Origin of the sequence: Streptomyces sp. NPDC016469 (assembly GCF_040632905.1) — a bacterium.
Classification (GTDB): Bacteria; Actinomycetota; Actinomycetes; order Streptomycetales; family Streptomycetaceae; genus Streptomyces.
Window position 1 is genome coordinate 1 of the sequence record NZ_JBEYCQ010000028.1, and the last position, 21,256, is coordinate 21,256.

Sequence of the window (21,256 nt, forward strand, 5' to 3'; positions counted from 1 at the left end):
AGAGCATGCCTGGGCGACTCTCCGCCCGGCCCCGGGCAGGCGGACGTGCGGTGCGAGGGGCTGCTCGCATCGGCCGATGGGGACGCGCTCCAGTGGGGCCCGGGTTCAGCGGGCCGCCGCCGGTGGGTCAGCGGCGGTGGCCGTGGTGGTGGCGTCCCCAGGACTCGGAGTCGACCTTGTGGCCGCGCGCGTCGCGCAGGGTGGCCGTGTCGCTGTCGTCCCAGACGTAGTGGCGCCGGTCCTGGTAGACGTCGTGGCGGGTGTCGCGGCCGACGCCGGTGTGGACGCGCACCGAGGAGCGGCCGGGCAGGCGCAGGTCGAACCGGTACGTGCGGTGGCTCTCGTCGCTGAGGGTCCAGCCGCGCAGGTTCACCGCGTGCCGCCCGGTGTTGGTGACGGTGACCCACTCACCGTTCAGGCTCCGGTTCGAGCCGTTGTCGCGACCGGGGCTGTCGTACTGGATCTTGCCCAGGACGACGGTCTGACGCGGGGCGTGGTGGCCCCGGCCGTGGCCGTGGCCGTCGGCGACCGCGGGGAGGGCGGCGGCGGCGACCAGTGCGCCGGAAGCGAGGACGGCGGCGGTGATCCGCCGTGCGGAACGGGACATGAAGACCCCTCAGGTGCAGGCCCGGACCGGTGGGGTCCAGGCGGTTTGCCGTTCCCGGCGTCGTGCCGGGAGCCACACCTTGGACCTGTCGGCGGCGGTGCGGGAACAGCGTCGGGGCGTGTTACGAAGTGCGGACATTTCCGTCACACACGGCTGTAGTCGGCATGTAGGGAAAGCTGCGGGTACCTGTCAATTCCTGTCCGCTGCAACCAGCCGTGCGGTGCCGGGTTGACGGGGTCGACCGTGCGGGCGACGCCGTCGCGCGTGCCGTCGGCGCCCATGCGCGCGGGGTCTGGGCCGCGTAACAAACAGACCGAGGCCGCTGTTGAACATTTTTTCGGTTACCGCTGGAAGGGGCGTACGGCCGTTCGCTCGAACAGCACCGCAGCCCGATGCGCCGAACGCCGGGAGCAGGAGGGGGCGCGCACCCTTCTTGACCGGTGCATGACGGTGCCGTACGGTCACGGCTGTTCGCATACAAGAACTCGGTTCATCATGCGGGACGCGCTTGCCACCGCCCCGCATGGACGAGGGATCGCCTTACCACCGCACCGAACCACTCATTGGTGCCCGCGGAGGACGCCGCGGGCGGTGAAAGGAACACCTGTGCGTACCAGAAATCAGCATGCCAGACGGCGGGGCGGCCGGACAGCCGCGTCGTTCGTCGCCCTCTCCTCACTGATCCTCGCCGGCGTCACGGCGCTGGTCGCGACCGGTTCCGCGACGGCCGCGCCCGCGACCGGCACGTACAGCCTGTCGAACGGGGCGAGCGGGCTGTGTCTGGAGGTTCCCGGCTCCGGGACCTCCGACGGGGTCCAGCTCGCCCAGCGCGGCTGCACCGGAGCCGCCAACCAGACGTGGCAGCTCAAGACCTCCGGCAGCGGCTACACGCTGACCGCCGCGCACAGCGGCAAGTGCGCCGGGGTGCGGGGCGCCTCCACCAGCGCGGGCAAGGCGGTCGAGCAGCAGAGCTGCGCCGGCGGCGCCGGCCAGGTCTGGACGCTCACCCCGGTGAGCGGCGACACCTACCGCGTCGTCAACGCCAACGGCGGCAAGTGCCTCAACGTCAAGGACGGCTCCACCGCGGCCGGCGCCCTGGTCCAGCAGAACTCCTGCGACTCTGCGACCAGCAAGCGCTGGACCTTCACCGCGGCGGGCTCCACTCCGACGGATCCGACCGACCCCACGGACCCGCCGACCGACCCCGGCACCCGGCCCGCGTGGCCGTCGGCCAACGGCAGCCAGGCACTGACCTCGACGATGAAGGTGTCGGGCAGCTACGACGGCGGCATGAAGCGCTTCTACGGGAGCGGCGACCTGGGCAGCGACGGCCAGGACGAGGACCAGCCCGCGCTGATCGAGCTGGCGGACGGAGCCACCCTGCAGAACGTCGTCCTCGGCTCGCCGGCGGCCGACGGTGTGCACTGCGCGGGCGCCTGCACGCTGAAGAACGTCTGGTGGGAGGACGTGGGTGAGGACGCCGCGACCTTCCTCGGCGGCTCCTCCTCGCTGGTCCGCACGGTCGACGGCGGCGGCGCGCGCGGCGCGGACGACAAGGTCTTCCAGCACAACGGCGGCGGCACCCTGGTCATCAAGAACTTCCAGGTCGAGGACTTCGGCAAGCTCTACCGCTCCTGCGGCAACTGCTCGACCCAGTACGGCCGGCACGTCCAGGTGCAGAACGTGTGGGTCACCGCGCCGGGCGACACCCTGGTCGGCATCAACACCAACTACGGCGACACGGCGCGCTTCTCGGGCGTCACGATCTACGACGACTCCGACCACGACATCGACATCTGCACGAAGTACAAGGGGGTGACGAGCGGCGAGCCGTCCAAGACGGGCACCGGCGCGGACGGGACGAACTGCATCTACAGCGGTTCGGACATCACCTACGCCGACTGACCGCCACCGGCCCGCGGCCCGTCCCCTCCCCGGGGGCGGGCCGCTGCGCGCCTTCAGGCCGTGGCGTCCGACCAGGCGTACGGCGGTGGCACCGGACCGTCCGGCCGGCCGGCGCCGGACTCGCCGATGGCCCGGTCCGCCACGCTCATCAGCTGCCCGGCGACGTCGTGCATCGCACGGCTCGCCGCGACCTCGTCGCCGATCGTGGGAACGTCGGGGTCCTGGGGGCTCAGCCGGGCGATCCCCTGGCCGGTGAGTCTCGCGGTGCCCGTGTCCAGCACCGCTTCCGCCTTGGTCGTCCCGGCCTCCTCGGAGAGCTCGACGCGGACCTTCCACTCCAGCGTGCGGTTCATCGCATACCTCCCGGCCCGCACCGGCCCTCGGGCGCGGGCCGCCGCACGGGTCCACTTCCAGCATCCACCCGACCGCCCGGCGCTGCCCGCCCGGACTGCGCCCGGTCCCCCGGCGAAATAGGATGCAGACACCCGGCCCGCCATCCCCCTTCCCGCGGAGCGGCCCATGAACCGGCGTCGTCCTTCCCGGTCGGCCAGCTCCGACGAACTGCTCACCACCCTCCACGACCTCACCTCCCGGGCCCGCCGCGAGGTGGAGCTGCACCAGGCCAGGGTGGAGCTGGCCGAGGCGCTCCAGCGGGAGATGCTGCCCTCCGCCCTGCCGTCGCCGGCGGGCCTGCGGACGGCCGCCCGGTACGCCCCGGCGCGCAGCGGTCTGGACATCGGCGGCGACTGGTACGACGCATTCGTGCTCCCCGACGGGGCGCTGGCGTTCGCCATCGGGGACGCCCAGGGGCACGACGTGGAGGCCGCGGCCTTCATGGGCCGGATCCGGATCGCGATGCGCGCCTTCGCGCTCACGGCGGAGGACCCGGGCGAGGTCGTGAGCCGTACCAACGACCTGTTGCTCGCCGCCGACTCCGGACTGCTCGCCACCTGCACCTTCGCCCGTCTCGACCCCGCCACCCGGGAGCTGCGCAGCGCCCGGGCCGGGCATGTGGCCGCCGTCTGGGCCACCGCCGACGGCCGGGCCGGCACCACGGACGACGAGGGCGGGCTGCCGCTCGGGGTGCAGCCGGGCGAGGCATACCCCGTCACCACGCGCTCGCTCAGCGAAGAGGGGGCCTTCGTGCTCCTGACCGACGGGGTGGTCGAGGGGCCCTCGTACTCCCTGGACGAAGGCCTGGAGGGGGTGGTGCGGCTCGTACGCTCCCGGGTGACCGAGGACGCGGACGCGCTGGCCGACGCGGTCATGGGCTCCGCCGAGCGGACGGGGCACGAGGACGACGCGGCGGTGCTCGTCCTGCGCCACGGGCGCTTCGCCTCCGGCGGAGGGTGAGGCGGACCCCGGCCGCTCGTGCGTGTCACACCGCCGTCCGCCTCGTGACCGGTGTCTGATGAGCATGTGATCCACAGCGAGAGGAACCGCCGTTACCTGCCGGCGGTCCTGCGTGTCGTGGGCGTCGCCGCCGCCTACTACGGGGCGGCCCGCCTCGGCCTGCTGCGGGAGGTGACCGTCCGCGGCGCGGTGGTGTCGCCGCTGTGGCCGCCGACCGGGATCGCGCTGGGCTGCCTCCTGTACTCCGGGGTGCGCGTATGGCCCGGGATCGCGATCGGCTCGCTCGTCGTCGTGGGCATGCTGGGCGGTACGGTGACGCCGTCCACGCTCGCCGTCGCGGCGGGCAACACGCTCGCGCCCCTGTGCGCGTACGCGCTGCTGCGGCGGACCGGTTTCCGGAGGGAGCTGGACCGGCTGCGCGACGGCATCGTCCTGGTGTTTCTCGGGGCGATGGCCGCCATGGTGATCAGCGCGACCGCCGGGACGACGATGCTCGTGGTGGACGGCAAACTGCCCGCCGGGAACTTCTGGTCCGTCTGGGCGGCGTGGTGGGCCGGTGACGTCATGGGGGTCCTGGTGGTCACGCCCGTCGTGCTCGTGCTGGACCGGGTCCGGCTCCCCCGGCTCACGGACCGCTGGGCGGAGGGCGTGGCGCTGCTGGCCGTCGCGGTCGCCGGGACGCTGGTCGCCACCCGGAGCTCGCTGTCGATGCTCTATCTGGTGTTCCCGATCGTCATCTGGGCGGCCCTGCGCTTCCGGCTGGCGGGCAGCGCGCCGTGCGCCCTGCTGGTGTCCGTCCTGGCGATCCTGGCGGGGACGGACGGGGCCGGGCCGTTCACGGGGCACACCATCGTGGAAGTGATGATCAACCTGACGGTGCTGAACGGGGCCGTCGCGCTCACCGCTCTCCTGCTGGCCGCCATCGTCGCCGAGCAGCAGAACATCCGGCACCGCATCGAGCACGCCTGCGAGGAGCTGGCCGAGGTGGTCGACCAGCTCGCCCCGGGCCGCTCGGCCGCCGCCTGGCCGTCCCGGGCCGAGGACGAACGCGGCGGCCGCTGAGCACGTGGATCAGCGCCGGAAGCGCCGGTTCAGGAACGCGTTGCGGAAGGTGCCCGCCGGGTCGTAGCGGGCCATCAGCCGCTCGAAGTCCGCGTAGCGCGGGTACAGGGTGCGCAGCACCTCCGGGGCCGTGGAGAAGACCTTGCCCCAGTGCGGGCGGGCGCCGAACGGGGCCAGGGCCTCCTCGATCGCGGCAACCACCGGAGCGACGGCCGCCGCGTCCGGGACCCAGGTGAAGTGGAAGGCCACCGAGTCCCGGCCGTGGGCGGGGCTCAGCCACAGGTCGTCCGCGGCGACGGTGCGGAGCTCGGACACCTGGAGCACCGGGGCGATCAGGTCCCGCAGCCGGGCCAGGGCCTCGTACGCGGCGGCGGCGTCCGCGCGGGCCACGAAGTACTCCGACTGGAGCTCGTCGCCGTTGCTCGGGGTGAACTCCATCCGGAAGTGCGGCAGCCGCGCGTACCAGGGGCCGGCCACGCCCTGCTGCCGGGTGCAGTTCTCGGCGGGCACCCCGGGGATCGGGTGCCGGGCGCCGTCGGCGAGGCGTGCGCCCAGCCACTCGGCGGGCATCGCGGCCGCCGCGCCCTCGTCGCCCACCCGCTGCTTCAGCCAGACCTGGCCGACCGGGCCGGGGCGCCAGTCCGTGAAGACGCTGACGCTGTAGGCGGCGGACATGACCTCGTCGAACCGCGCGGTCAGTGTCGCCTCGGGCAGGTCCTCGTACACCCACTGGCGCACCTCGAAGGCGGGCACGAGGTCCAGTTCCAGCGAGGTCACCACGCCGAGGGCGCCGAGGGAGACGACCGCGCCGGCGAAGTCCTCGTCGGTGCGCCGCAGGGTGCGCGTCCCCCCGTCGGCCGTCACCAGGGAGAGGGAGCGCACGGCGCCCGCCAGTGAGCGGTTGCCCACGCCCGAGCCGTGGGTGCCGGTCGCGACGGCGCCGGCGACCGAGATGTGCGGGAGCGAGCCCAGGTTGGCGAGGGCGAGACCGCTCTCGTGCAGTTCGGCGGCGAACTCGCCGAAGCGGAGTCCGGCGGACACGGAGACCGACCGCCCCGGAACGTCGATGTCCACGACGCGCGGGAGCCCGGCGAGCGACACATGGTCGCCGGAGGTGTCCGCGATGGTGTTGAAGGAGTGCCGGGTGCCCAGGGGGCGGACGGCGTCCGAGGCGGCGACCGTCTCGGACAGTTCGCGGACGGATCGCGGCACGCACAGCCGCTTCCCGCCGAAGGTGATGTTGCCGGCCCAGTTCTTCTCCGCGGGGGTCACCGTACGTCCCTCTTCCACTCATGGCCGGGCACGTGCTCCCGACACCGCATTCTCCCAGACCGCCCGGCGGCCGCCGGATCCGAGCGGCCCGAACACCGCCCGCGCTACCGCACGAGCACGTACGGTAGTTGGCGGACCAAGGTACATATCCGCACACCAACCGTTTGACGCATGTCACACATACCAACAGGTGCACACAGAACCAGAGATCCGGTACGGATCGGGACGAGTCCCGGATCACCGTGCCTGCCTGAACTTCACCGGAACTCCAGCGAAATGCCATGTGTGTGGATATCGTGCACCGAGCGAGGGCGCGTCCGTCAGTCCACTGGATCGGCGGATGCGCCCCGTTTGTGGCGATGCGACTGTGACTGGGGGGTTCATGGGGCATGTCGAGCTACCCGAATCCGATATACCGAGGCCCGTGGGACTGGCGGGGGCGCCACGACCTCGGACCTCTTCAGGACTGCCACGCGGCCAGGACATCGGCCGGCCGCGGCAGCTCCCGGACGTACAGCGCGAGCGCGGCGCCCGGGCGCCCGGCAGGCTCCCGGGCCTGCTGACCCTGGCGGTGTGCGCCGAAACCGCCGGGCTGGGGTTGCCCGCCTGGCTCGTGCTCCGCGCCGACGGGCAGCCCGAGGCCCTGCCCGGGGCGCTCGCGGCCACCCTGGTGTGGTGCGGGATCCGGGCCGCGCGGGGCCGGTATGTGTTACGTGTGCCGGGCCGCCCGTCCGGGGCGCTGACCACGCCCGGGGACTGGTTGCTGCTCATCGGTGTGCTGGCGGTGCTGTGGACCGTCCTCGACGCGCCGATCGACCCGGCGGCGGCCGTCGTCGCCCTGATCCCCGGGCTCCTGGCGGCGGCGGGCACCTCGTGGGCGCGCCGGCTGGCCTGGTCCGGGATGCGCCGGACGGCGCGCCGGGTGCTGGTGGTCGGCGAGGCCGCCGGGGTGGACCGGGCGGTGCGGCTGCTCACCTCGCGGGAGGACCACGGCTATCGCGTCGTGGCCGCGCTGCCGGTGGGCGCGGCGGCGCTGAGCTGCGAGGTCCCGGTGCCGGGGCGGCTGGATCCGGCGCCTGCGGGAGACGACGCCTCGACGGTGCTCGGCGCGGCCTTCGCGCACGAGGCCGACCTCGCGCTGGTGGTCCCGGGCACGGGGCTGGCCGAGGAGCGGTTGCGGCGGCTGACCTGGGGACTGCACGACGGCGGCCTCGAAGTGTCGGTGCTCTCGCACCTCTCGGAGACCGCGGCGGACCGGGTCCGGCCCTCGTCGGCGGCCGGGCTCACCCTGCTGCACATCGTGCCGCCGCTGCGCCGCGGGCTCCAGCCCGCTCTGAAGGCGGCCGTGGACCGGGCGGGGGCCGCCTGCGGGCTGGTCGCCCTGGCCCCACTGCTGCTGCTGATCGCGGTGGCGGTCCGGCTCACCTCGGCGGGCCCGGTCTTCCACCGGCAGGTCCGTCAGGGGCAGCACAACCACCCGTTCGTCATGTGGAAGTTCCGCACGATGGTGGTGGACGCCGAGCGGCACAAGGCGCGGCTCGCCGAGGCGAACGAGAACGACGGTCCGATGTTCAAGATGCGCCGGGACCCCAGGGTGACCCGTCTCGGCCGCCTGCTGCGCCGCTCGTCGCTGGATGAACTGCCCCAGCTCGTCAACGTACTCAAGGGTGACATGTCCCTGGTCGGGCCTCGTCCTCCGCTGCCGGACGAGGTGTCCCGGTACGACGAGCGGGAGTTGCGGAGGCTCGCGGTGAAGCCGGGGCTGACCGGCCTCTGGCAGGTCAGCGGCCGGTCCGATCTCTCGTGGCAGGAGACGGTGTCGCTCGACCTCTGGTACGTCGACAACTGGTCGGTGGCCACGGACATGGGGCTCATGGCCCGGACGCTGCGCGCCGTCACCGACGGCCGCGGGGCGTACTGAGGGGGGCGGATGAACGCCGGGGAAAGGGGCCGGGCCGCCCGCCCGCCGTGGACGGGGGCGGACCGCCCGGCCGGGCGGGGGCGGCTACGCGGCCTGCTGCCGGAGCCACCAGGAGTACGTTTCCGCGATGCCCTCCTTCAGCGGGATGCGCGGGGCGAAGCCGAGGGAGGCCAGCCGGGTGACGTCCAGGAGTTTGCGCGGGGTGCCGTCGGGCTTGCCGGTGTCCCAGCGGGTCTCCCCCTGATAGGCCGTCACCTCGCTGACGATCGAGGCGAGTTCGCGGATCCTGAGGTCCTCGCCGCAGCCGACGTTGACCGGTGCGTCGTCGTCGTAGCGCTCCAGCAGGAGCACGCAGGCGGCGGCGAGGTCGTCCACGTGCAGGAACTCGCGCCGCGGGTTTCCGGACCCCCAGAGCGTGACGGCCGGTGCGCCGGACTCGCGGGCCTCGTGGAAGCGGCGGATCAGGGCGGGCAGGACGTGCGAGGTCTCCAGGTCGAAGCTGTCGCCGGGCCCGTAGAGATTAGTCGGCATGGCGCTGATGTAGGAGGCGCCGTACTGGCGGCGGTAGGACTGCGTCTGCACGATGCCGGCGATTTTCGCCAGCGCGTAGGCCTCGTTGGTGGGCTCCAAGGGTCCGGTGAGCAGGGCGCTCTCGGGGATCGGCTGGGGGGCGTGCTTCGGGTAGATGCAGGACGAGCCGAGGAAGAGCAGTCGCTCGGCGCCGGCCGCGTGCGCACCCGCGATCACGCTCAGCTGGATGCGCAGGTTGTCCTCGATGAACTGCACGGGATACGTGCTGTTGGCCATGATCCCGCCGACCCGGGCGGCGGCCAGCACCACGGCGTCCGGGCGTATGCCGCGCAGAAAGGCGGCGGTCCGCTCGGCGTCCCGGAGATCGAGGCGGTCGCGGCCGCGGGTGATCGCTTCATGGCCGTCGGCGGTGAGGCGGCGGACCACCGCCGATCCCACCAGGCCCCGGTGACCGGCGACGAACACGCGGGCGCCGGGGCGTAGCAGGGACGGGACTCGTTCCCGGAGAGGGCCGGGGAGATCAGTCGTCATGTTTCGGATTGTGCCAGCAGCCGGGTGAAACGGTGATGTTTTGTCCCGGATCACTCAGACCTAGATATTCCATGACCAACTGCCTTACGGGCGACCGCAGAAGGGTGACACATGGGGAAGACCGCGCTCATCACCGGGGTGACCGGACAGGACGGTTCGTACCTGTCGGAGCTGCTGCTCCAGAAGGGGTACACGGTCCACGGCCTGATCCGCCGCTCCTCCAGCTTCAACACGGAGCGGATCGACCACATCTACCAGGGCCCGGAGCAGGAGCACCGGTCCTTCGTGCTGCACCACGCGGATCTGGCCGACGGGGTCGCCCTGGTGAACCTGCTCCGCGACATCCGGCCCGACGAGGTGTACAACCTGGGTGCCCAGTCGCATGTGCGGGTCTCCTTCGAAGCCCCGCTGTACACGGGGGATGTGACCGGTCTGGGCACGATCCGGCTCCTGGAGGCGGTACGGGCCAGTGGCATCGACACCCGGATCTACCAGGCGTCCTCCTCGGAGATGTTCGGCGCGAGCCCGCCTCCGCAGAACGAGCTGACACCGTTCCACCCGCGCAGCCCCTACAGCGTCGCCAAGGTCTACGCGTACTGGGCAACGGTCAACTACCGCGAGGCGTACGGGATGTTCGCGGTGAACGGCATTCTGTTCAACCATGAGTCGCCCCGGCGCGGGGAGACCTTCGTGACCCGGAAGATCACCCGTGGTGTGGCCCGGATCAAGGCGGGCCTCCAGAGCCGGCTGCATCTGGGCAATCTGGATGCGGTACGCGACTGGGGTTACGCCCCCGAGTACGTGGACGCGATGTGGCGCATGCTCCAGTGCGACACCCCGGACGACTACGTGGTGGCCACCGGCGAGGGGGTCAGCGTCCGGCAGTTCCTGGAGTACGCCTTCGAGCACGCCGGCCTCGACTGGCGCGAGTACGTCCGCTACGACGCCAAGTACGAGCGGCCCAGCGAGGTCGACGCGCTCATCGGCGACGCCTCGAAGGCCGGTCAGCTGCTCGGCTGGAAACCGGCCGTACGGTCCCGGGAGCTGGCCCGGATCATGGTCGACGCCGATGTGCGCCGACTCTCCGACGAACTCGCGGGGGCCGCCGTGCGCGTGGACAGATAACGGACTCCGGCGCGCACCCCCACCCCCACCGGTGACGCGGTGGGGCCGCACGCGCCGGTTCGGGCGGGGCCACGGCTCCGCCTCCTCGACCGCGGCCAACGGGCCGCAGCTCGTTCTCACCTTCGGAGCTGAATGATGAACGGAACCACGGGGCGCAGACGCGGCCGGACGCGAGCCGCAGCCGCGGCGCTCGGCCTGCTCGCGGGCGCCCTGAGCGCCGCCGCCGCGGGCAGTCCCCCGGCCGCCGCCCTCACCCCGCCCGTCTCGATCACCGCGGACAACCTGTCCACCTGGCAGACCAACGGCATCGTCTGGTCCATGGCCGCGTCCGACGACGGTGTGGTCTACGCGGGCGGCACCTTCTCCACCGTACGGCCGCCGGGGGCAGCGGCCGGTACCTCCGAGCAGCCCGCGGTGAACTTCGCGGCGTTCGACACCGCGACCGGGGCGCCCACCGGCTGCTCCCTGTCGTTCACCCTCTCCTCGGGGACCGCGACGGTCCGCGCGCTGACCCTGTCTCCGGACGGAGAAACCCTTTACGCGGGCGGGCAGTTCGGGGCGGTGAACGGGGTGGGCGTCAGCAATATCGCGGCCATCGACACCGCCACCTGCACCCCGCGCCAGAACTTCAAGGTCGCCGTCTCCGCCACCGTGCGGGCGCTCGCGGTCACCGACGACACGGTGTACCTCGGGGGCGACTTCAAGAGCGTCGCGGGGCAGACCCGTAACTACTTCGCGGCCGTCACCACCGGTGCCGCGCTGAAGCCCTGGACGGCGCAGGCGGACGAGGTGGGCCGGGCCGTGGAGGTCACCCCGGACGGGCAGCACGTGGTGCTCGGCGGGGACTTCTTCACGATGAACGGCACCACCTCGCACGCGCTGGCCGTGGTGGACGCCACGACCGGGGCGCTGGACAAGAGCTACCCGGGCTTCATCCCGAACACCTCCACGGTGCAGGACCTCACGAGCGACGCCAAGCAGTTCTACACCGCCAACGAGGGCACCGGCGGCGGGGTGTTCGACGGCCGGATCGCCCTGGACCTCACGACGTTCAACCAGGTCTGGCGCGATACCTGCCTGGGTGCCACGCAGGCCCTGCTGGTGCATGACGGAGTGCTCTACAGCGGCAGTCACGCACACGACTGCGCGTCCATGGGTGAGTTCCCCGACCAGCCGCGCAAGCATCTGCTGGCCCAGTCGGTGGACGATCCGAAGCTGCTGCCGTGGTTCCCGGACACCAACGACGGGATCGGCGAGCCGGTCGGCCCGCGCGTGATGGCGCAGACCGACAAGGGCGGCCACCACTACCTGTGGGTGGGCGGCGAGTTCACCACGGTCAACAGCAAGGCGCAGCAGGGACTCACCCGGTTCGCCGACGGCCCGGACACGGGGGCCCCCTGGGTGCCGAACGTCAGCGTCTCCACGGTCGCCCCGGGCAAGGTGGACGTGAACTGGCAGACCAGCTTCGACACCGACGACGGGGTGCTCACGTACCGGATCTACAAGGACGGGGCGACCACCCCCGTCCACACGACGACCGGGTACTCCGTGTTCTGGGACCGTCCGCAGCTGCGGTGGACGGACACCGACGTCGCGCCCGGTGAGACCCACACGTACCGGATCAGCGCGAGCGACGGCACCAACACCAGCGCCAAGTCGCCTGCGGTGAGCGCGACCGTGGCCGCCAAGGCCGAGAGCTATCCGGCGAAGGTGCTCTCCGACGGGGCGACCCTGTACTGGCGCTACGACGAGGGCACGTCCACCTTCGCCGCCGACACCGGGTCGGGGCTGGACAACGGCTTCCTGCGCGGCTCGCCCTCGTACCGCCAGACCCCGGCGGCCGTGGCCGGGCCGTCGACCGCCATCGGCTTCGACGGGTCCACCCAGTACGCGTACAGCAACCGCAGCCGGTCCCAGCTCACGGCCTTCTCCGTGGAGACCTGGATCAAGACCACGACGACCCGGGGAGGGAAGATCATCGGATTCGGCAGCAACACCCTGGAGCTGAGCGGCAAGTACGACAAGCACGTGTACATGCTCAACAACGGGCGTCTGACGTTCGGCACCTCCAACAACGGCGGCCAGACCGTCAGCACGAGCGGCGCGTACAACGACGGCGCCTGGCACCATGTGGTCGCCACCCAGGGCTCCGGCGGCATGGCCCTGTACGTGGACGGCCAGCTGCGCGCCTCGAACTCGCGGTACACCAAGAGCGCGAACTACACCGGCTACTGGCGGGTGGGCGGGGACAACCTCGCGACCTGGCCGAACCGGCCGACGAGCAACTTCTTCGCCGGTCAGATCGACGAGACCGCCGTCTACCCGGCCGCGCTGAGCGCCGCCCAGGTCAGTGCCCACTACGCGCTGAGGAACAGCGGATGAGGAACGCGTTCCTGGCCGGTGCCGCCGTCGTTCTCGCGACGGCGGCGCTGGCCGCCTGCGGCTCGTCCTCCGGTGACGGGGGCGGAGAGGGAGGCGGCGGCAAGGCGGCGGGCGCGCCCTCCGCCGCCTCCTCCGGGCCCGTGGCCGGGACGGACGCGGTGCCCTCCGGGGCCGCGTCCGCCGGGCCCCGGCCCTCCCGCAGCAGCGAACCGCCCAAGATCCCCACCGACCGGCTGACGCCCGCCACCGGCACGTTCACCAAGAAGCAGAAGGAGTACCTGACCGACCGGGTGCCCGTGGGGATGGATCCGGCGGCGGTGCTGCAGACCGGGCAGGAGACCTGCGACCGGCTCGACTACCTGGTCAAGGTGGACCGGGAGACGGCGGTGGGCGCCGTGGTGGCGGGCGAGATCACCGGCGCGGGGCCCGCCGTCGCCCATCTGTGCCCCCGGCACAAGGACCTTGTGGAGCGGGCTTCGCACGGGTACGCCGACGGTGTGCACCGGGGCGGAGGACTGCGGCCCGGCCGCTACCGGGACGTCTCCCCCACCTCGAACTGCACCTGGGAGGTGACCGGCCCCGGCGGGAAGGTCCTGGCCTCCGGCACCTCGAACGGCGGGAAGCGGACCACCCTCACGATTCCGGACGCGGCGACGGCCTTCACCTCCACAGGCTGCTACGCCTGGCTTCCCGAAGGGGGCAACGGATGAACAAGCTGCCGATAGCCGTGGCGATCCCCACCAAGAACGAGGGGCTCAACATCGCGGAGGCCGTGCGGTCGGTCATCGACCACTTCGAGGCGGTGGTCGTCGTGGACTCGCACAGCTCCGACGACACGGCGAAGATCGCCGCCGAGTGCGGCGCCGAGGTCGTCCTGTACACCTGGGACGGCGGGCACCCGCGGAAGAAGCAGTGGTGCCTGGACCATGTGCGCCCGGACCTGGACTGGATCCTGCTGCTCGACGGGGACGAGCGGCTGAGCCCCGGACTGCTGGCCGAGCTGCGGGAAATCTTCGCCCGTCCGGACACCCCGAAACCGGCCGCGTACGACATCCCGCTCGGCTACTGGTTCTCCGGGAAGCGGCTGCGGCACGGCTACACCATCCGGAAGCGCTCCCTGACCGACCGGACCCGCTGCCACTACCCGGAGGTGGGCGATCTGGAGGCACCGGGCATCGGGGAGGTGGAGGGGCACTACCAGCCGGTCGCGCAGAGTACGGCGGCGCTGCGCCATCCGATCGAGCACCAGGACCTGGACCCGGTGACCGCCTGGTTCGAACGGCACAACCGCTACTCGGACTGGGAGGCCTGGCTCAACCACCATCCGGAGGTCGAGGAACAGGTGCGCCGCGCCAAGTCGCGGCAGGGGCAGCTGTTCCACAAGGCACCGTTCAAGCCGCTCATATCCTTCGCCTACATGTACGTCTACCGGCGGGGCTTCCTCGACGGGCGCGCCGGGTTCGACTTCGCCCTGGCGATGAGCTTCTACCGGTGGCAGATCGCGCTCAAGTCGCGGGAGCGGCCGTCCGCTTGACGCCGTCGCTCCTCCGGCGGACCACGTCCTCGTAGGTCCGCCGGAGGGTACGGGTGACGACCTCGATCGTGAAGTGCTCGTTGACCAGCTCCCAAGCCGCCTTGCCGGCCTCGGCGTTGGTGTCCGGCTCCAGCAGCTCCAGGATCGCCCGCGCGACCTTGTCCGCGTTGGCGGCGTCCTCCCCGACACGGCTGTCGATGACCCGGCCCGCCCCGGCCCGCGCCACATCGGGCCCGAGACCGCAGGTGCGGGTGATGACGGCCGGCGTGCCGACGGACATCGCCTCCAGGACCGAGACGCCCAGGGGTTCCTCGATGGACGGCAGGACGTACACATCGGCCTCGCGGCCCGCCGCCAGCACCTCCTCGTGGCCGAGCGGCCCCACGTGGTCCAGCGAGTCCGTCACGCCGAGGCGGCGCGCCAGTTCGAGGGTGCCGTGCAGGGCGCCGGTGTCCGGACCGGCGAGGACGAAGCGGGCGTCGGGGTGCTCGGCCAGGACGGCGGGCATCGCGGCGACGAAGTCCTCGGGGCGCTTGCGCTCCTGGATGCGGGCGAGGAACAGCACGGTCGGCGGGCGGCCCGGCTCGCGGGACGGTTTGAACGGCTGCGGGCGCACCCCGTTGACCAGGCGCACGGTCCGGGTGAGCGGCACGGGGGCCGCGACGGCGTTGACGTCGACGCGCTCGGCCTCGGTGAGGTGCAGCACCGCGTCGGCGCCGCGCAGCACCCTGCGTACACCCAGGAGGTCGGTGAGCTGAGCGACGCGCTTCTCGGTCGGGTCGACCATGCCGTGGGTCTGCACGACCAGGGGGGTGCCGGAGGCCAGCGCGAGCAGGGCGGCGGGCAGGGTGACCAGGTCGCGCATCAGGTGGACGTGGACGAGGTCGGCGCCGCGCATCATGCGGCGCGCGGTCCTCAGCAGGGCGGCGGAGGTGATCCCGCTGACCTCGAACATCGGCAGCAGGTGGCGGGCCTGGAAGAGGTGGACGGGCACGCCCTCCACCTCGCGCGGCAGCGGGCCGTCGAAGCCGTCGCCGAGCGCCATGATCCTGGCGTCGTCGCCCCCGGCGCGCTGGACCCCGGAGAGGTTCAGGGCCACCCGGGTCGGACCGCCGAAGGCGTGGTCCGGGGTGTGCAGCGTGACGATGTGCAGGATCTTCACCAGGGTCCCCCTTGCCCTCGGCCGGCCCTGACCAGACTAGTCGTCACATCTCCTCACGTGTGGTGATTCGTTAATGTGGAGTCACACAACCGAGCTTCGGGAACGGGGAGTTGATGGCATACGTGCACGAGGGTGTGCCGTCCTCACCCGCCCGGGCCGACGGGCCGCCCGCCCGCCCGCTGTCCTGGGCGATGCTGTCGCGCGCGCTGGCCGTGCCGATCGTCCTCGGCCTGGTGTGCTTCCTGCCCGCGCTGATCGCCGCCCAGCCCGGGACCGGGGTGCGGGACACCGCGTACTGGTTGCAGCTCGTCCTGACCTGTTACTCGGGGGCGCGGCTCTCGACGATGATCCTGTCCACGCGGCGGCGGCTCCTCCAGGGCGTCTTCTGGATGTTCGTGTACATCGCGATGGGGGTGGCCCCGTTCGCACAGGTGGTCATCGGCCAGACGCCGACGCCTGCGGTCGGGCCGCGCGCCGACCTGGTGACCGCCGTCGCGCTGGTGCTCGTGGGGTGCGCTGCCTTCGACCTGGGGGCGCTGCTGGCGTCGCGGCGCCCGCTGCGCCGCCGCCGCACGGCGCGCGGGGACGGGCACGGAGCCACCGCGCACCCGGTGCGGCTGCGGCTGCTGGTCCTGGTGGCGTTCGCGGCGAGCGGGTACTACGTGCTGAAGCTGGGCGGGCCCGCGGTCTTCTTCTCCAGCAGGCAGGAGATCAGCGCCTCGGTCGCCGAGAGCGGCGTGGCGTCCGGCGAATCCAATGTGGGCTCGGCGTTCCTGAAGGGCTTCGGCACGGTTCCGGCGCTGCTGGCCCTGCTGTTCTACACGCGCAGGCTGGTGACCTCGCGCCGGGCCCGCCGCTCACCGTCCACCGTGCTGGTCTGGTGTGCGCTGGCCGTCGTCAACCTGATCGTCAACAACCCTGTCTCCAACGCGCGTTACTGGTTCCTGACGGTGCTGGTCTCCCTGCTGTTCACGGCGTTCCCGCGCAGTGCGGCGATGTACCGCTCGGTGCTGGCGCTCGGGGTGATCGGGGCGCTGGTGCTGTTCCCGTACGCGGACCGGTTCCGGTACGACGACGAGGGGTACCGGCCGGTCCAGTCGTCGTCGGTGTTCGAGCCGCTGGCCACGAAGGACTACGACCAGACGGTGATGTTCGCCAATACGGTCACCTGGGTCGGCACCCGTGGGCACACCTACGGACGGCAGCTGGCGGGGTCCGCGTTCTTCTTCGTGCCGAGGGCGGCGTGGAGCGGGAAGCCGGAGGACACCGGGGTGCGCGTCGGGCAGTGGATGGGGATGAACATGACCAACCTCTCCGCGCCGCTGTGGACGGAGCTGTGGGTCGACTTCGGGGTGGTGGGCCTGGTCGGCGGGCTGGCGCTGACCGGGTACGGGGCCGCCCGCACCGACCGGCGTTACGCGCGGGCGGTCTCGCGGGACGGACCGGGTCCCGGCAGCGTGCTGGCGATCGCGGCGCCGCTGATCGCCGGGTACACCTTCATCCTGCTGCGGGGTCCGTTGTTGCAGGCCGCGGGGAAGCTGGCGATCGCGGCCCTGTGCCTGGCGCTGGTGACGAGTTTCAGGTCCGGGCGGCGTCCGCGCTGAGCCGTCCCGGTGCCCGCGCGCCCGCCCGGGACAGCCGGACCACCCGGGTCCAGGTCGCGACGGCCTTGCAGACCGAGCCCAGGCACAGGCCCCAGGCGGCCCCGGTCACCCCGCCGATCGCGTACCCCGTGGCGAGGAAGGCGACCGCGGCGAGCGAGAACACCACCTGGATCGGGAGCGTGGAGCGCGGGTCGAGGAGCCGGAGTGCCAGCAGTCCGCAGGTGCCGGCGGCCATCGCGGCGTACTGGCTGCCGGTGGCCGGGAGGAGCGCCGCCGCCGTGGGCCAGGTCGCGCCGAGCAGGTGGCGGCCCACGGAGCCGGGCAGCAGGGCGAGGACGGTGGCCCAGGAGGCCGCCGTCAGGGCCAGGACGACGGCCAGCGCGGCGGTCGCGCGCACCCGGAGCCGGTCGGTCGCGAGCCGTCCGAGGAGCGGCGGGCCGAAGCCGGTGGCGGAGGTGAACAGCACGTTGAGCGGGCCGAAGAGGGTGGTGGCGCCGCGCAGGGCTCCGACGACGAGCGGGTTGCCTACGGCGCCGAGGCCGAGCACGGAGAGCTGCGAGGTGGCGTTGCCCACGCCGAACTCGACGACGAACCTCCGGCCCAGGTGGCCCTTCGCGAGCATCGGCCTCAGCGCCACCGGGCCGCCCGCGGTCCTGCGGTGCAGGGCGGCCACCGACAGCAGCAGCGCGGGAAGCGCGGAGAGCCCCCAGACGGCGACCAGCCGGGCGGCCGGCGCCCCGTGCGGCTGTACGGCCAGGGCGCCGATGACACAGACCAGCCGGAGGGTGTCGGCGGCCAGGGCCAGGTGCTGGGCGTGCAGCGTGGCGAAGGCGTAACGGGCGATGTCCTGCCCCAGCACCACCGGCAGCACCAGGCCCAGCGTCATCAGGGCCCGTGCCGTGGAGCCGGGCAGGACCACGCAGACGGCGGCGAGCAGTCCGCCGAGGGCGGTGGCGGCGAGCAGGGTGAAGCGGACGGCGGACCGGCAGGCGCCCCGGGTGTCCTCGCCGCCGCCCCTGCGCAGCACGAGCGGCTGCCCCGTGAAGGCGCCGGAGACGCCGAGCAGGACGGTGAAGACCAGGTAGACGGCGGAGAAGCGGGCGAAGCCGGCCACGGTCGAGAGCCGGGCGGCCGCCACCAGCACCAGGATGTTGGTGAGGGCCGCCACCCCCTGGTCCGCGACCGAGCAGACGATCGCGGTACGGGCTCTCATCGGTGTCCGGCGGCGCTGTTGTGCCCGTCGCGTCCGTGGCCGCCGTCCACGGTGCGCAGGCCCAGCGTCTCGGCGGGATCGCCGGTGCGGCCCGTCACGTCGGGGTCTCCGTACCTGCCGGCCGGGGCCGCGGGTGCCTGTCCGGAGGGGCGGTGCCCCGGTGCCCGGTCACCGCCGGACGCCTTGCGGGCCCGCCGGTCCAGCCGGCCGTAGCCGGGGTGGAGCAGGGTACCGAGGACCGAGCCGCCCGCCGCGCCGATGATCTCGCGGATGCGTTCGAGGTCGCTGCGGTGCACCTCGCGCGGTTGGCAGACGATGACGACGCCTTCGACGCGGTCGACGAGCGCGACCGCGTCCGCGTACGACAGGACGGGCGGGGCGAGCACGATGACGACCGCGCCGGGCCTGCCCCCCTCGGCGATGATGCGGCTGACCGGGGCGGAGGTCAGGGCGCGTGGCACGTTGTCGGTGCGGCGCCCCGCGACCAGGGTGAAGGCGCCCGACCCCGGCACGTCGACGTTGGCCCGGCTGTCGGAAGGCCAGCCCCGGTCCTGGTTGCCCGTCGCCCAGCGGGGGCTGCGGCCCGGGTGGGCGGCGCCGAGGTCGCCGGCCAGGGACGGGGTCCTCAGGTCGGCCTCGACCAGCAGGACGTCGCGGCCCATCTCGGCGAAGGCGGCGGCCAGGTTGGCGGCGGCTGCCCGCGCCATGTCGTTGTCGCCCCTGGGCGCGGTGACCAGGAGGCGGCGGCGTTCCGCGAAGGACGGGTCGTACGCGAGCCGGAAGGCGACCGCCCGGTACTCCTCGGCGAGTCTGCTGCCGGGGCGGCCGATCGCGAGGAGGGTGCCGGCGGTCGCGCGTTCCCGGGGCAGGGTGCCGAGCAGCGGGGCGCCCAGGGAGCGGACGAGTTCCCTGGTGGAGCGGACGGCCGGGTCGAAGACGAGGCGCACCCACGACAGCAGCAGCCCGAGGGCGAGTCCGACGACGCCGCCGAGTCCCAGGAGCAGCGGCAGGCCCGCCCCGGTGGGATGCTGCGGGGCGACGGGCTTCTTGTTGAGGTAGCCGGGCGTGGTGTCCAGGGCGCGGAGCTCGGAGATCTTCTGGTTGAGCCCGGAGATGGCGACGATGAGGTTGGCGCGTGCGCTGGTGACGTCGTCGCCCACGGTGCCGGTCTCCTGCTCGGCGAGCCGGTCGCGCTGCTCGGTGAGGGGTTTGAGCTGGGCGCGGTAGCCGTCGATCATGTTGTCGATGCTGTCCTCGGTGCGCTCCCGGCGAATCTCCAGGTATGCCTCGGCGAGGGCTTCGGCCCTGGCCCTGGCCTGCTCGGGGGTGCGGCCGGTGTAGGCGAACTTGAGGACGAGGGTGTTGGGCGGGTTGGTGACCTGGAGCCCGGAGAGCAGTGCGCCGACCTCGACGGTGTCGCCCTGTTTGGCGAGGGTGCCGGCCGCGATGGTGCCCACGGCGTCGCTGACGGCGGTCTGGCGTTCGGAGCCGATGTTGATGCCCTTGTCGGCGGAGGCACCGGCGGCGAAGGGGTCGGAGGCGGCGGAGCGTACGGAGACCTCGCCGGTGGCCGCGTAGGTGTCGTCCCCGCTCAGGGCGAGCCAGCCGCTGCCGAGGAGTCCGAGGAGCACACCGGTGACGAGGAGGGTGCGGTAGCGCAGGAGTTGGCGGAACTGGTCCCGGAGCAGGGCGGGTTCGTCCTGCTCCTCCAGGGTGCGGATCTGTTCGGTCATCGGCGTGGCCCTTCCCGGCCGTCCCGCAGGGCCTCGGTGAGCAGGGCGTCGAAACGGGCCAGCGCCGCTTCCCGGCCCAGATGGCGGGCCACGTAGCGCGGCCCGTGGGCGCCGAGCGCGTCGGCCTCGGCGGGTGACTCGACCAGTTTGCGGACGGCGCCGAGCACGGCGGCCGGGTCCTCGGGCGCGACGAGGAGCGCGGCCCCGGAGCGCCGCACCTCGTCGGCGGTGCCGCCCTCCTCGGCCACCGAGGCGACGACGGGTCGTCCCGACACGAAGTACGAGGTGAGTTTGGACGGCACGCTCATGTCGAGCACGGAGGCGCGCTGGGTGACGGCGAGGACGTCGGCGGCGGCCAGGATGTCGGTGAACTCGTCCGCGCCTGCCGGGGGCAGGAAGTCCAGGTTGGGCAGCCCGGCGGCCCGGGTGCGCAGGGCCTCGCGCTGATTGCCGTCGCCCATCAGGACGATCCGGATCTCGGGGGCGAGGCGGGCGGCGTCGACCAGGATCTCCAGGCCCTGTTTGAGCCCCATGTTGCCGGAGTGCAGGACGACGGGTGTGTCCTCGCGCCAGCCGAGCCGGGCCCTGGTCGCGGCGCGGTCGGCCGAAGGGGTGCGCACATGGCTCCAGTTGGGGACGGTGCGGATGCGTCCGGGGTCCACCCCGTAGGCGGTGACGCGGGGGACGAAGCTCTCGTGGATGACGCCGACCAGGGTCGCGGCGCGGAGCGCGAACCGCTCGGCCTTCGACGCGAGGGCCGCCGCCCTGTCCCCGCCCCGGATGCCGCTCTGGGCCGCGGCGGCGCCCATCAGGTCCTGGACGACGGGTATGTACGGCACCCGGTGGCGGCGGGCGAGGAGGGCGCCGATGATCCCTCCGGCGAGGCTGGGCATCTGGGAGACCACCGCGTCGGGCCGGATCCCGGGCGGTGCGAGGAGGCCGTGCGCCAGGACGGTGCCCTCGAAGGCGGCTCTGCGCAACGCGCTCTGGCGGGGCGGCACATAGTGGCGCCTGCGGTGCACGGTGACGCCCGCGCGCCGCTCCTCGGTGCGCCACACGCCCCGGTACGCGGCGTCGGTCCGCCAGGCCGGGTAGTGCGGCATGCCCGTGAGCACGTGGGTGTCGGCGCCGGACGCGGCCCAGTGCTCGGCGAGCTGGGCGGCGTACGGGCCGATGCCGGTCAGCTCCGGCGCGTAGTTCGTGGAGACCACCAGCAGGCGCCGGTGCTCGAACGGTCTGCGGTGTTCTTCGTCTGCCATCGGGCGATCGCCTTCCCCCCGGAGCCACCTGTGTTCCACCGACTGTGTTCCACCGAGGAACA

The 21,256-nt window shown here is 72.7% G+C and carries 17 protein-coding genes; 9 read left to right on the plus strand and 8 right to left on the minus strand.

What is annotated here, in order from left to right:
- Positions 1–127: 127 nt before the first annotated feature.
- Positions 128–607: a lamin tail domain-containing protein gene (locus ABZ565_RS27210; protein ID WP_361032140.1), complete on the minus strand. Its 480-nt coding sequence runs from the start codon at positions 605–607 to the stop codon at positions 128–130.
- A gap of 606 nt (positions 608–1,213) precedes the next feature.
- On the opposite strand from ABZ565_RS27210, the gene ABZ565_RS27215 reads away from it, so the two are divergent.
- On the plus strand, positions 1,214–2,512 hold the full coding sequence (locus tag ABZ565_RS27215; protein ID WP_361032143.1) for a pectate lyase: 1,299 nt from the start codon (positions 1,214–1,216) through the stop codon (positions 2,510–2,512).
- A gap of 53 nt (positions 2,513–2,565) precedes the next feature.
- Here the strand turns inward: ABZ565_RS27215 and ABZ565_RS27220 are convergent, their stop codons facing one another.
- Positions 2,566–2,865, minus strand: a complete 300-nt coding sequence (locus tag ABZ565_RS27220; RefSeq protein ID WP_361032146.1) for a DUF1876 domain-containing protein — start codon at positions 2,863–2,865, stop codon at positions 2,566–2,568.
- A gap of 166 nt (positions 2,866–3,031) precedes the next feature.
- Here ABZ565_RS27220 and ABZ565_RS27225 point away from each other — a divergent pair, with 166 nt between their 5' ends.
- Together ABZ565_RS27225 and ABZ565_RS27230 are read left to right on the plus strand one after the other, a co-directional pair.
- Complete coding sequence (locus ABZ565_RS27225) at positions 3,032–3,865, plus strand: PP2C family protein-serine/threonine phosphatase (RefSeq protein ID WP_361032149.1); 834 nt, start codon at positions 3,032–3,034, stop codon at positions 3,863–3,865.
- 66 nt (positions 3,866–3,931) lie between these two features.
- Positions 3,932–4,927 carry an MASE1 domain-containing protein gene (locus tag ABZ565_RS27230; RefSeq protein ID WP_361032152.1) on the plus strand — a complete coding sequence of 332 codons (996 nt, stop codon included), beginning with the start codon at positions 3,932–3,934 and terminating at the stop codon, positions 4,925–4,927.
- Between the two features lie 9 nt (positions 4,928–4,936).
- Here ABZ565_RS27230 and ABZ565_RS27235 read toward each other — a convergent pair whose 3' ends face one another.
- The gene (locus ABZ565_RS27235; RefSeq protein ID WP_361032155.1) at positions 4,937–6,199 is read right to left on the minus strand and encodes a D-arabinono-1,4-lactone oxidase; all 1,263 of its coding nucleotides are present in this window, start codon (positions 6,197–6,199) and stop codon (positions 4,937–4,939) included.
- A 424-nt stretch (positions 6,200–6,623) separates the two neighbouring features.
- Between ABZ565_RS27235 and ABZ565_RS27240 the strand changes: the two genes are divergently transcribed.
- Positions 6,624–8,120, plus strand: coding sequence for a sugar transferase (locus ABZ565_RS27240; RefSeq protein ID WP_361032158.1), 1,497 nt, complete (start codon positions 6,624–6,626; stop codon positions 8,118–8,120).
- Positions 8,121–8,204: 84 nt separating this feature from the next.
- Here the strand turns inward: ABZ565_RS27240 and ABZ565_RS27245 are convergent, their stop codons facing one another.
- Positions 8,205–9,182 (minus strand): GDP-L-fucose synthase, encoded by a 978-nt coding sequence (locus ABZ565_RS27245; RefSeq protein WP_361032161.1) that lies wholly within the window; start codon positions 9,180–9,182, stop codon positions 8,205–8,207.
- Between the two features lie 111 nt (positions 9,183–9,293).
- Here ABZ565_RS27245 and gmd point away from each other — a divergent pair, with 111 nt between their 5' ends.
- From gmd to ABZ565_RS27265, 4 genes are all read left to right on the plus strand, one after another.
- Complete coding sequence (gene gmd, locus ABZ565_RS27250; protein ID WP_361032164.1) at positions 9,294–10,307, plus strand: GDP-mannose 4,6-dehydratase; 1,014 nt, start codon at positions 9,294–9,296, stop codon at positions 10,305–10,307.
- 132 nt (positions 10,308–10,439) lie between these two features.
- Entirely contained in the window at positions 10,440–12,689 is a 2,250-nt protein-coding gene (locus ABZ565_RS27255) for a LamG-like jellyroll fold domain-containing protein (RefSeq protein WP_361032167.1), read from the plus strand.
- On the plus strand, positions 12,686–13,399 hold the full coding sequence (locus tag ABZ565_RS27260; RefSeq protein WP_361032170.1) for a hypothetical protein: 714 nt from the start codon (positions 12,686–12,688) through the stop codon (positions 13,397–13,399). The genes ABZ565_RS27255 and ABZ565_RS27260 overlap by 4 nt, the downstream gene beginning before the upstream one ends.
- On the plus strand, positions 13,396–14,223 hold the full coding sequence (locus ABZ565_RS27265; protein ID WP_361032173.1) for a glycosyltransferase family 2 protein: 828 nt from the start codon (positions 13,396–13,398) through the stop codon (positions 14,221–14,223). The genes ABZ565_RS27260 and ABZ565_RS27265 overlap by 4 nt, the downstream gene beginning before the upstream one ends.
- Here ABZ565_RS27265 and ABZ565_RS27270 read toward each other — a convergent pair.
- Positions 14,195–15,385, minus strand: a complete 1,191-nt coding sequence (locus tag ABZ565_RS27270; protein ID WP_361032176.1) for a glycosyltransferase — start codon at positions 15,383–15,385, stop codon at positions 14,195–14,197. The two genes, ABZ565_RS27265 and ABZ565_RS27270, sit on opposite strands and share 29 nt — an antisense overlap.
- Positions 15,386–15,498: 113 nt before the next feature.
- Here ABZ565_RS27270 and ABZ565_RS27275 point away from each other — a divergent pair, with 113 nt between their 5' ends.
- Positions 15,499–16,989 (plus strand): hypothetical protein, encoded by a 1,491-nt coding sequence (locus ABZ565_RS27275; RefSeq protein WP_361032179.1) that lies wholly within the window; start codon positions 15,499–15,501, stop codon positions 16,987–16,989.
- On the opposite strand, the gene ABZ565_RS27280 is transcribed toward ABZ565_RS27275, so the two are convergent.
- Genes ABZ565_RS27280 through ABZ565_RS27290 form a run of 3 tightly spaced genes read right to left on the minus strand, consistent with a single transcriptional unit; the run spans position 16,964 to position 21,194 of the window.
- Entirely contained in the window at positions 16,964–18,202 is a 1,239-nt protein-coding gene (locus ABZ565_RS27280; protein WP_361032182.1) for a hypothetical protein, read from the minus strand. The genes ABZ565_RS27275 and ABZ565_RS27280 overlap by 26 nt on opposite strands.
- Positions 18,199–19,935: a lipopolysaccharide biosynthesis protein gene (locus ABZ565_RS27285; RefSeq protein WP_361032185.1), complete on the minus strand. Its 1,737-nt coding sequence runs from the start codon at positions 19,933–19,935 to the stop codon at positions 18,199–18,201. Before ABZ565_RS27285 ends, ABZ565_RS27280 begins: the two co-directional genes overlap by 4 nt.
- Complete coding sequence (locus tag ABZ565_RS27290; protein ID WP_361032188.1) at positions 19,932–21,194, minus strand: glycosyltransferase; 1,263 nt, start codon at positions 21,192–21,194, stop codon at positions 19,932–19,934. Before ABZ565_RS27290 ends, ABZ565_RS27285 begins: the two co-directional genes overlap by 4 nt.
- Between the last annotated feature and the right edge of the window lie 62 nt (positions 21,195–21,256).

What these genes read in the sequence shown, in the direction of transcription:
- ABZ565_RS27255 (WP_361032167.1), top strand. Translation starts at nt 10,440, where the DNA reads ATGATGAACGGAACCACGGGGCGCAGACGCGGCCGGACGCGAGCCGCA.
- ABZ565_RS27265 (WP_361032173.1), top strand. Translation starts at nt 13,396, where the DNA reads ATGAACAAGCTGCCGATAGCCGTGGCGATCCCCACCAAGAACGAGGGG.
- ABZ565_RS27275 (WP_361032179.1), top strand. Translation starts at nt 15,499, where the DNA reads ATGGCATACGTGCACGAGGGTGTGCCGTCCTCACCCGCCCGGGCCGAC.
- ABZ565_RS27245 (WP_361032161.1), bottom strand. Translation starts at nt 9,182, where the DNA reads ATGACGACTGATCTCCCCGGCCCTCTCCGGGAACGAGTCCCGTCCCTG.
- ABZ565_RS27285 (WP_361032185.1), bottom strand. Translation starts at nt 19,935, where the DNA reads ATGACCGAACAGATCCGCACCCTGGAGGAGCAGGACGAACCCGCCCTG.
- ABZ565_RS27260 (WP_361032170.1), top strand. Translation starts at nt 12,686, where the DNA reads ATGAGGAACGCGTTCCTGGCCGGTGCCGCCGTCGTTCTCGCGACGGCG.
- gmd (WP_361032164.1), top strand. Translation starts at nt 9,294, where the DNA reads ATGGGGAAGACCGCGCTCATCACCGGGGTGACCGGACAGGACGGTTCG.
- ABZ565_RS27210 (WP_361032140.1), bottom strand. Translation starts at nt 607, where the DNA reads ATGTCCCGTTCCGCACGGCGGATCACCGCCGCCGTCCTCGCTTCCGGC.
- ABZ565_RS27290 (WP_361032188.1), bottom strand. Translation starts at nt 21,194, where the DNA reads ATGGCAGACGAAGAACACCGCAGACCGTTCGAGCACCGGCGCCTGCTG.
- ABZ565_RS27220 (WP_361032146.1), bottom strand. Translation starts at nt 2,865, where the DNA reads ATGAACCGCACGCTGGAGTGGAAGGTCCGCGTCGAGCTCTCCGAGGAG.
- ABZ565_RS27280 (WP_361032182.1), bottom strand. Translation starts at nt 18,202, where the DNA reads ATGAGAGCCCGTACCGCGATCGTCTGCTCGGTCGCGGACCAGGGGGTG.
- ABZ565_RS27225 (WP_361032149.1), top strand. Translation starts at nt 3,032, where the DNA reads ATGAACCGGCGTCGTCCTTCCCGGTCGGCCAGCTCCGACGAACTGCTC.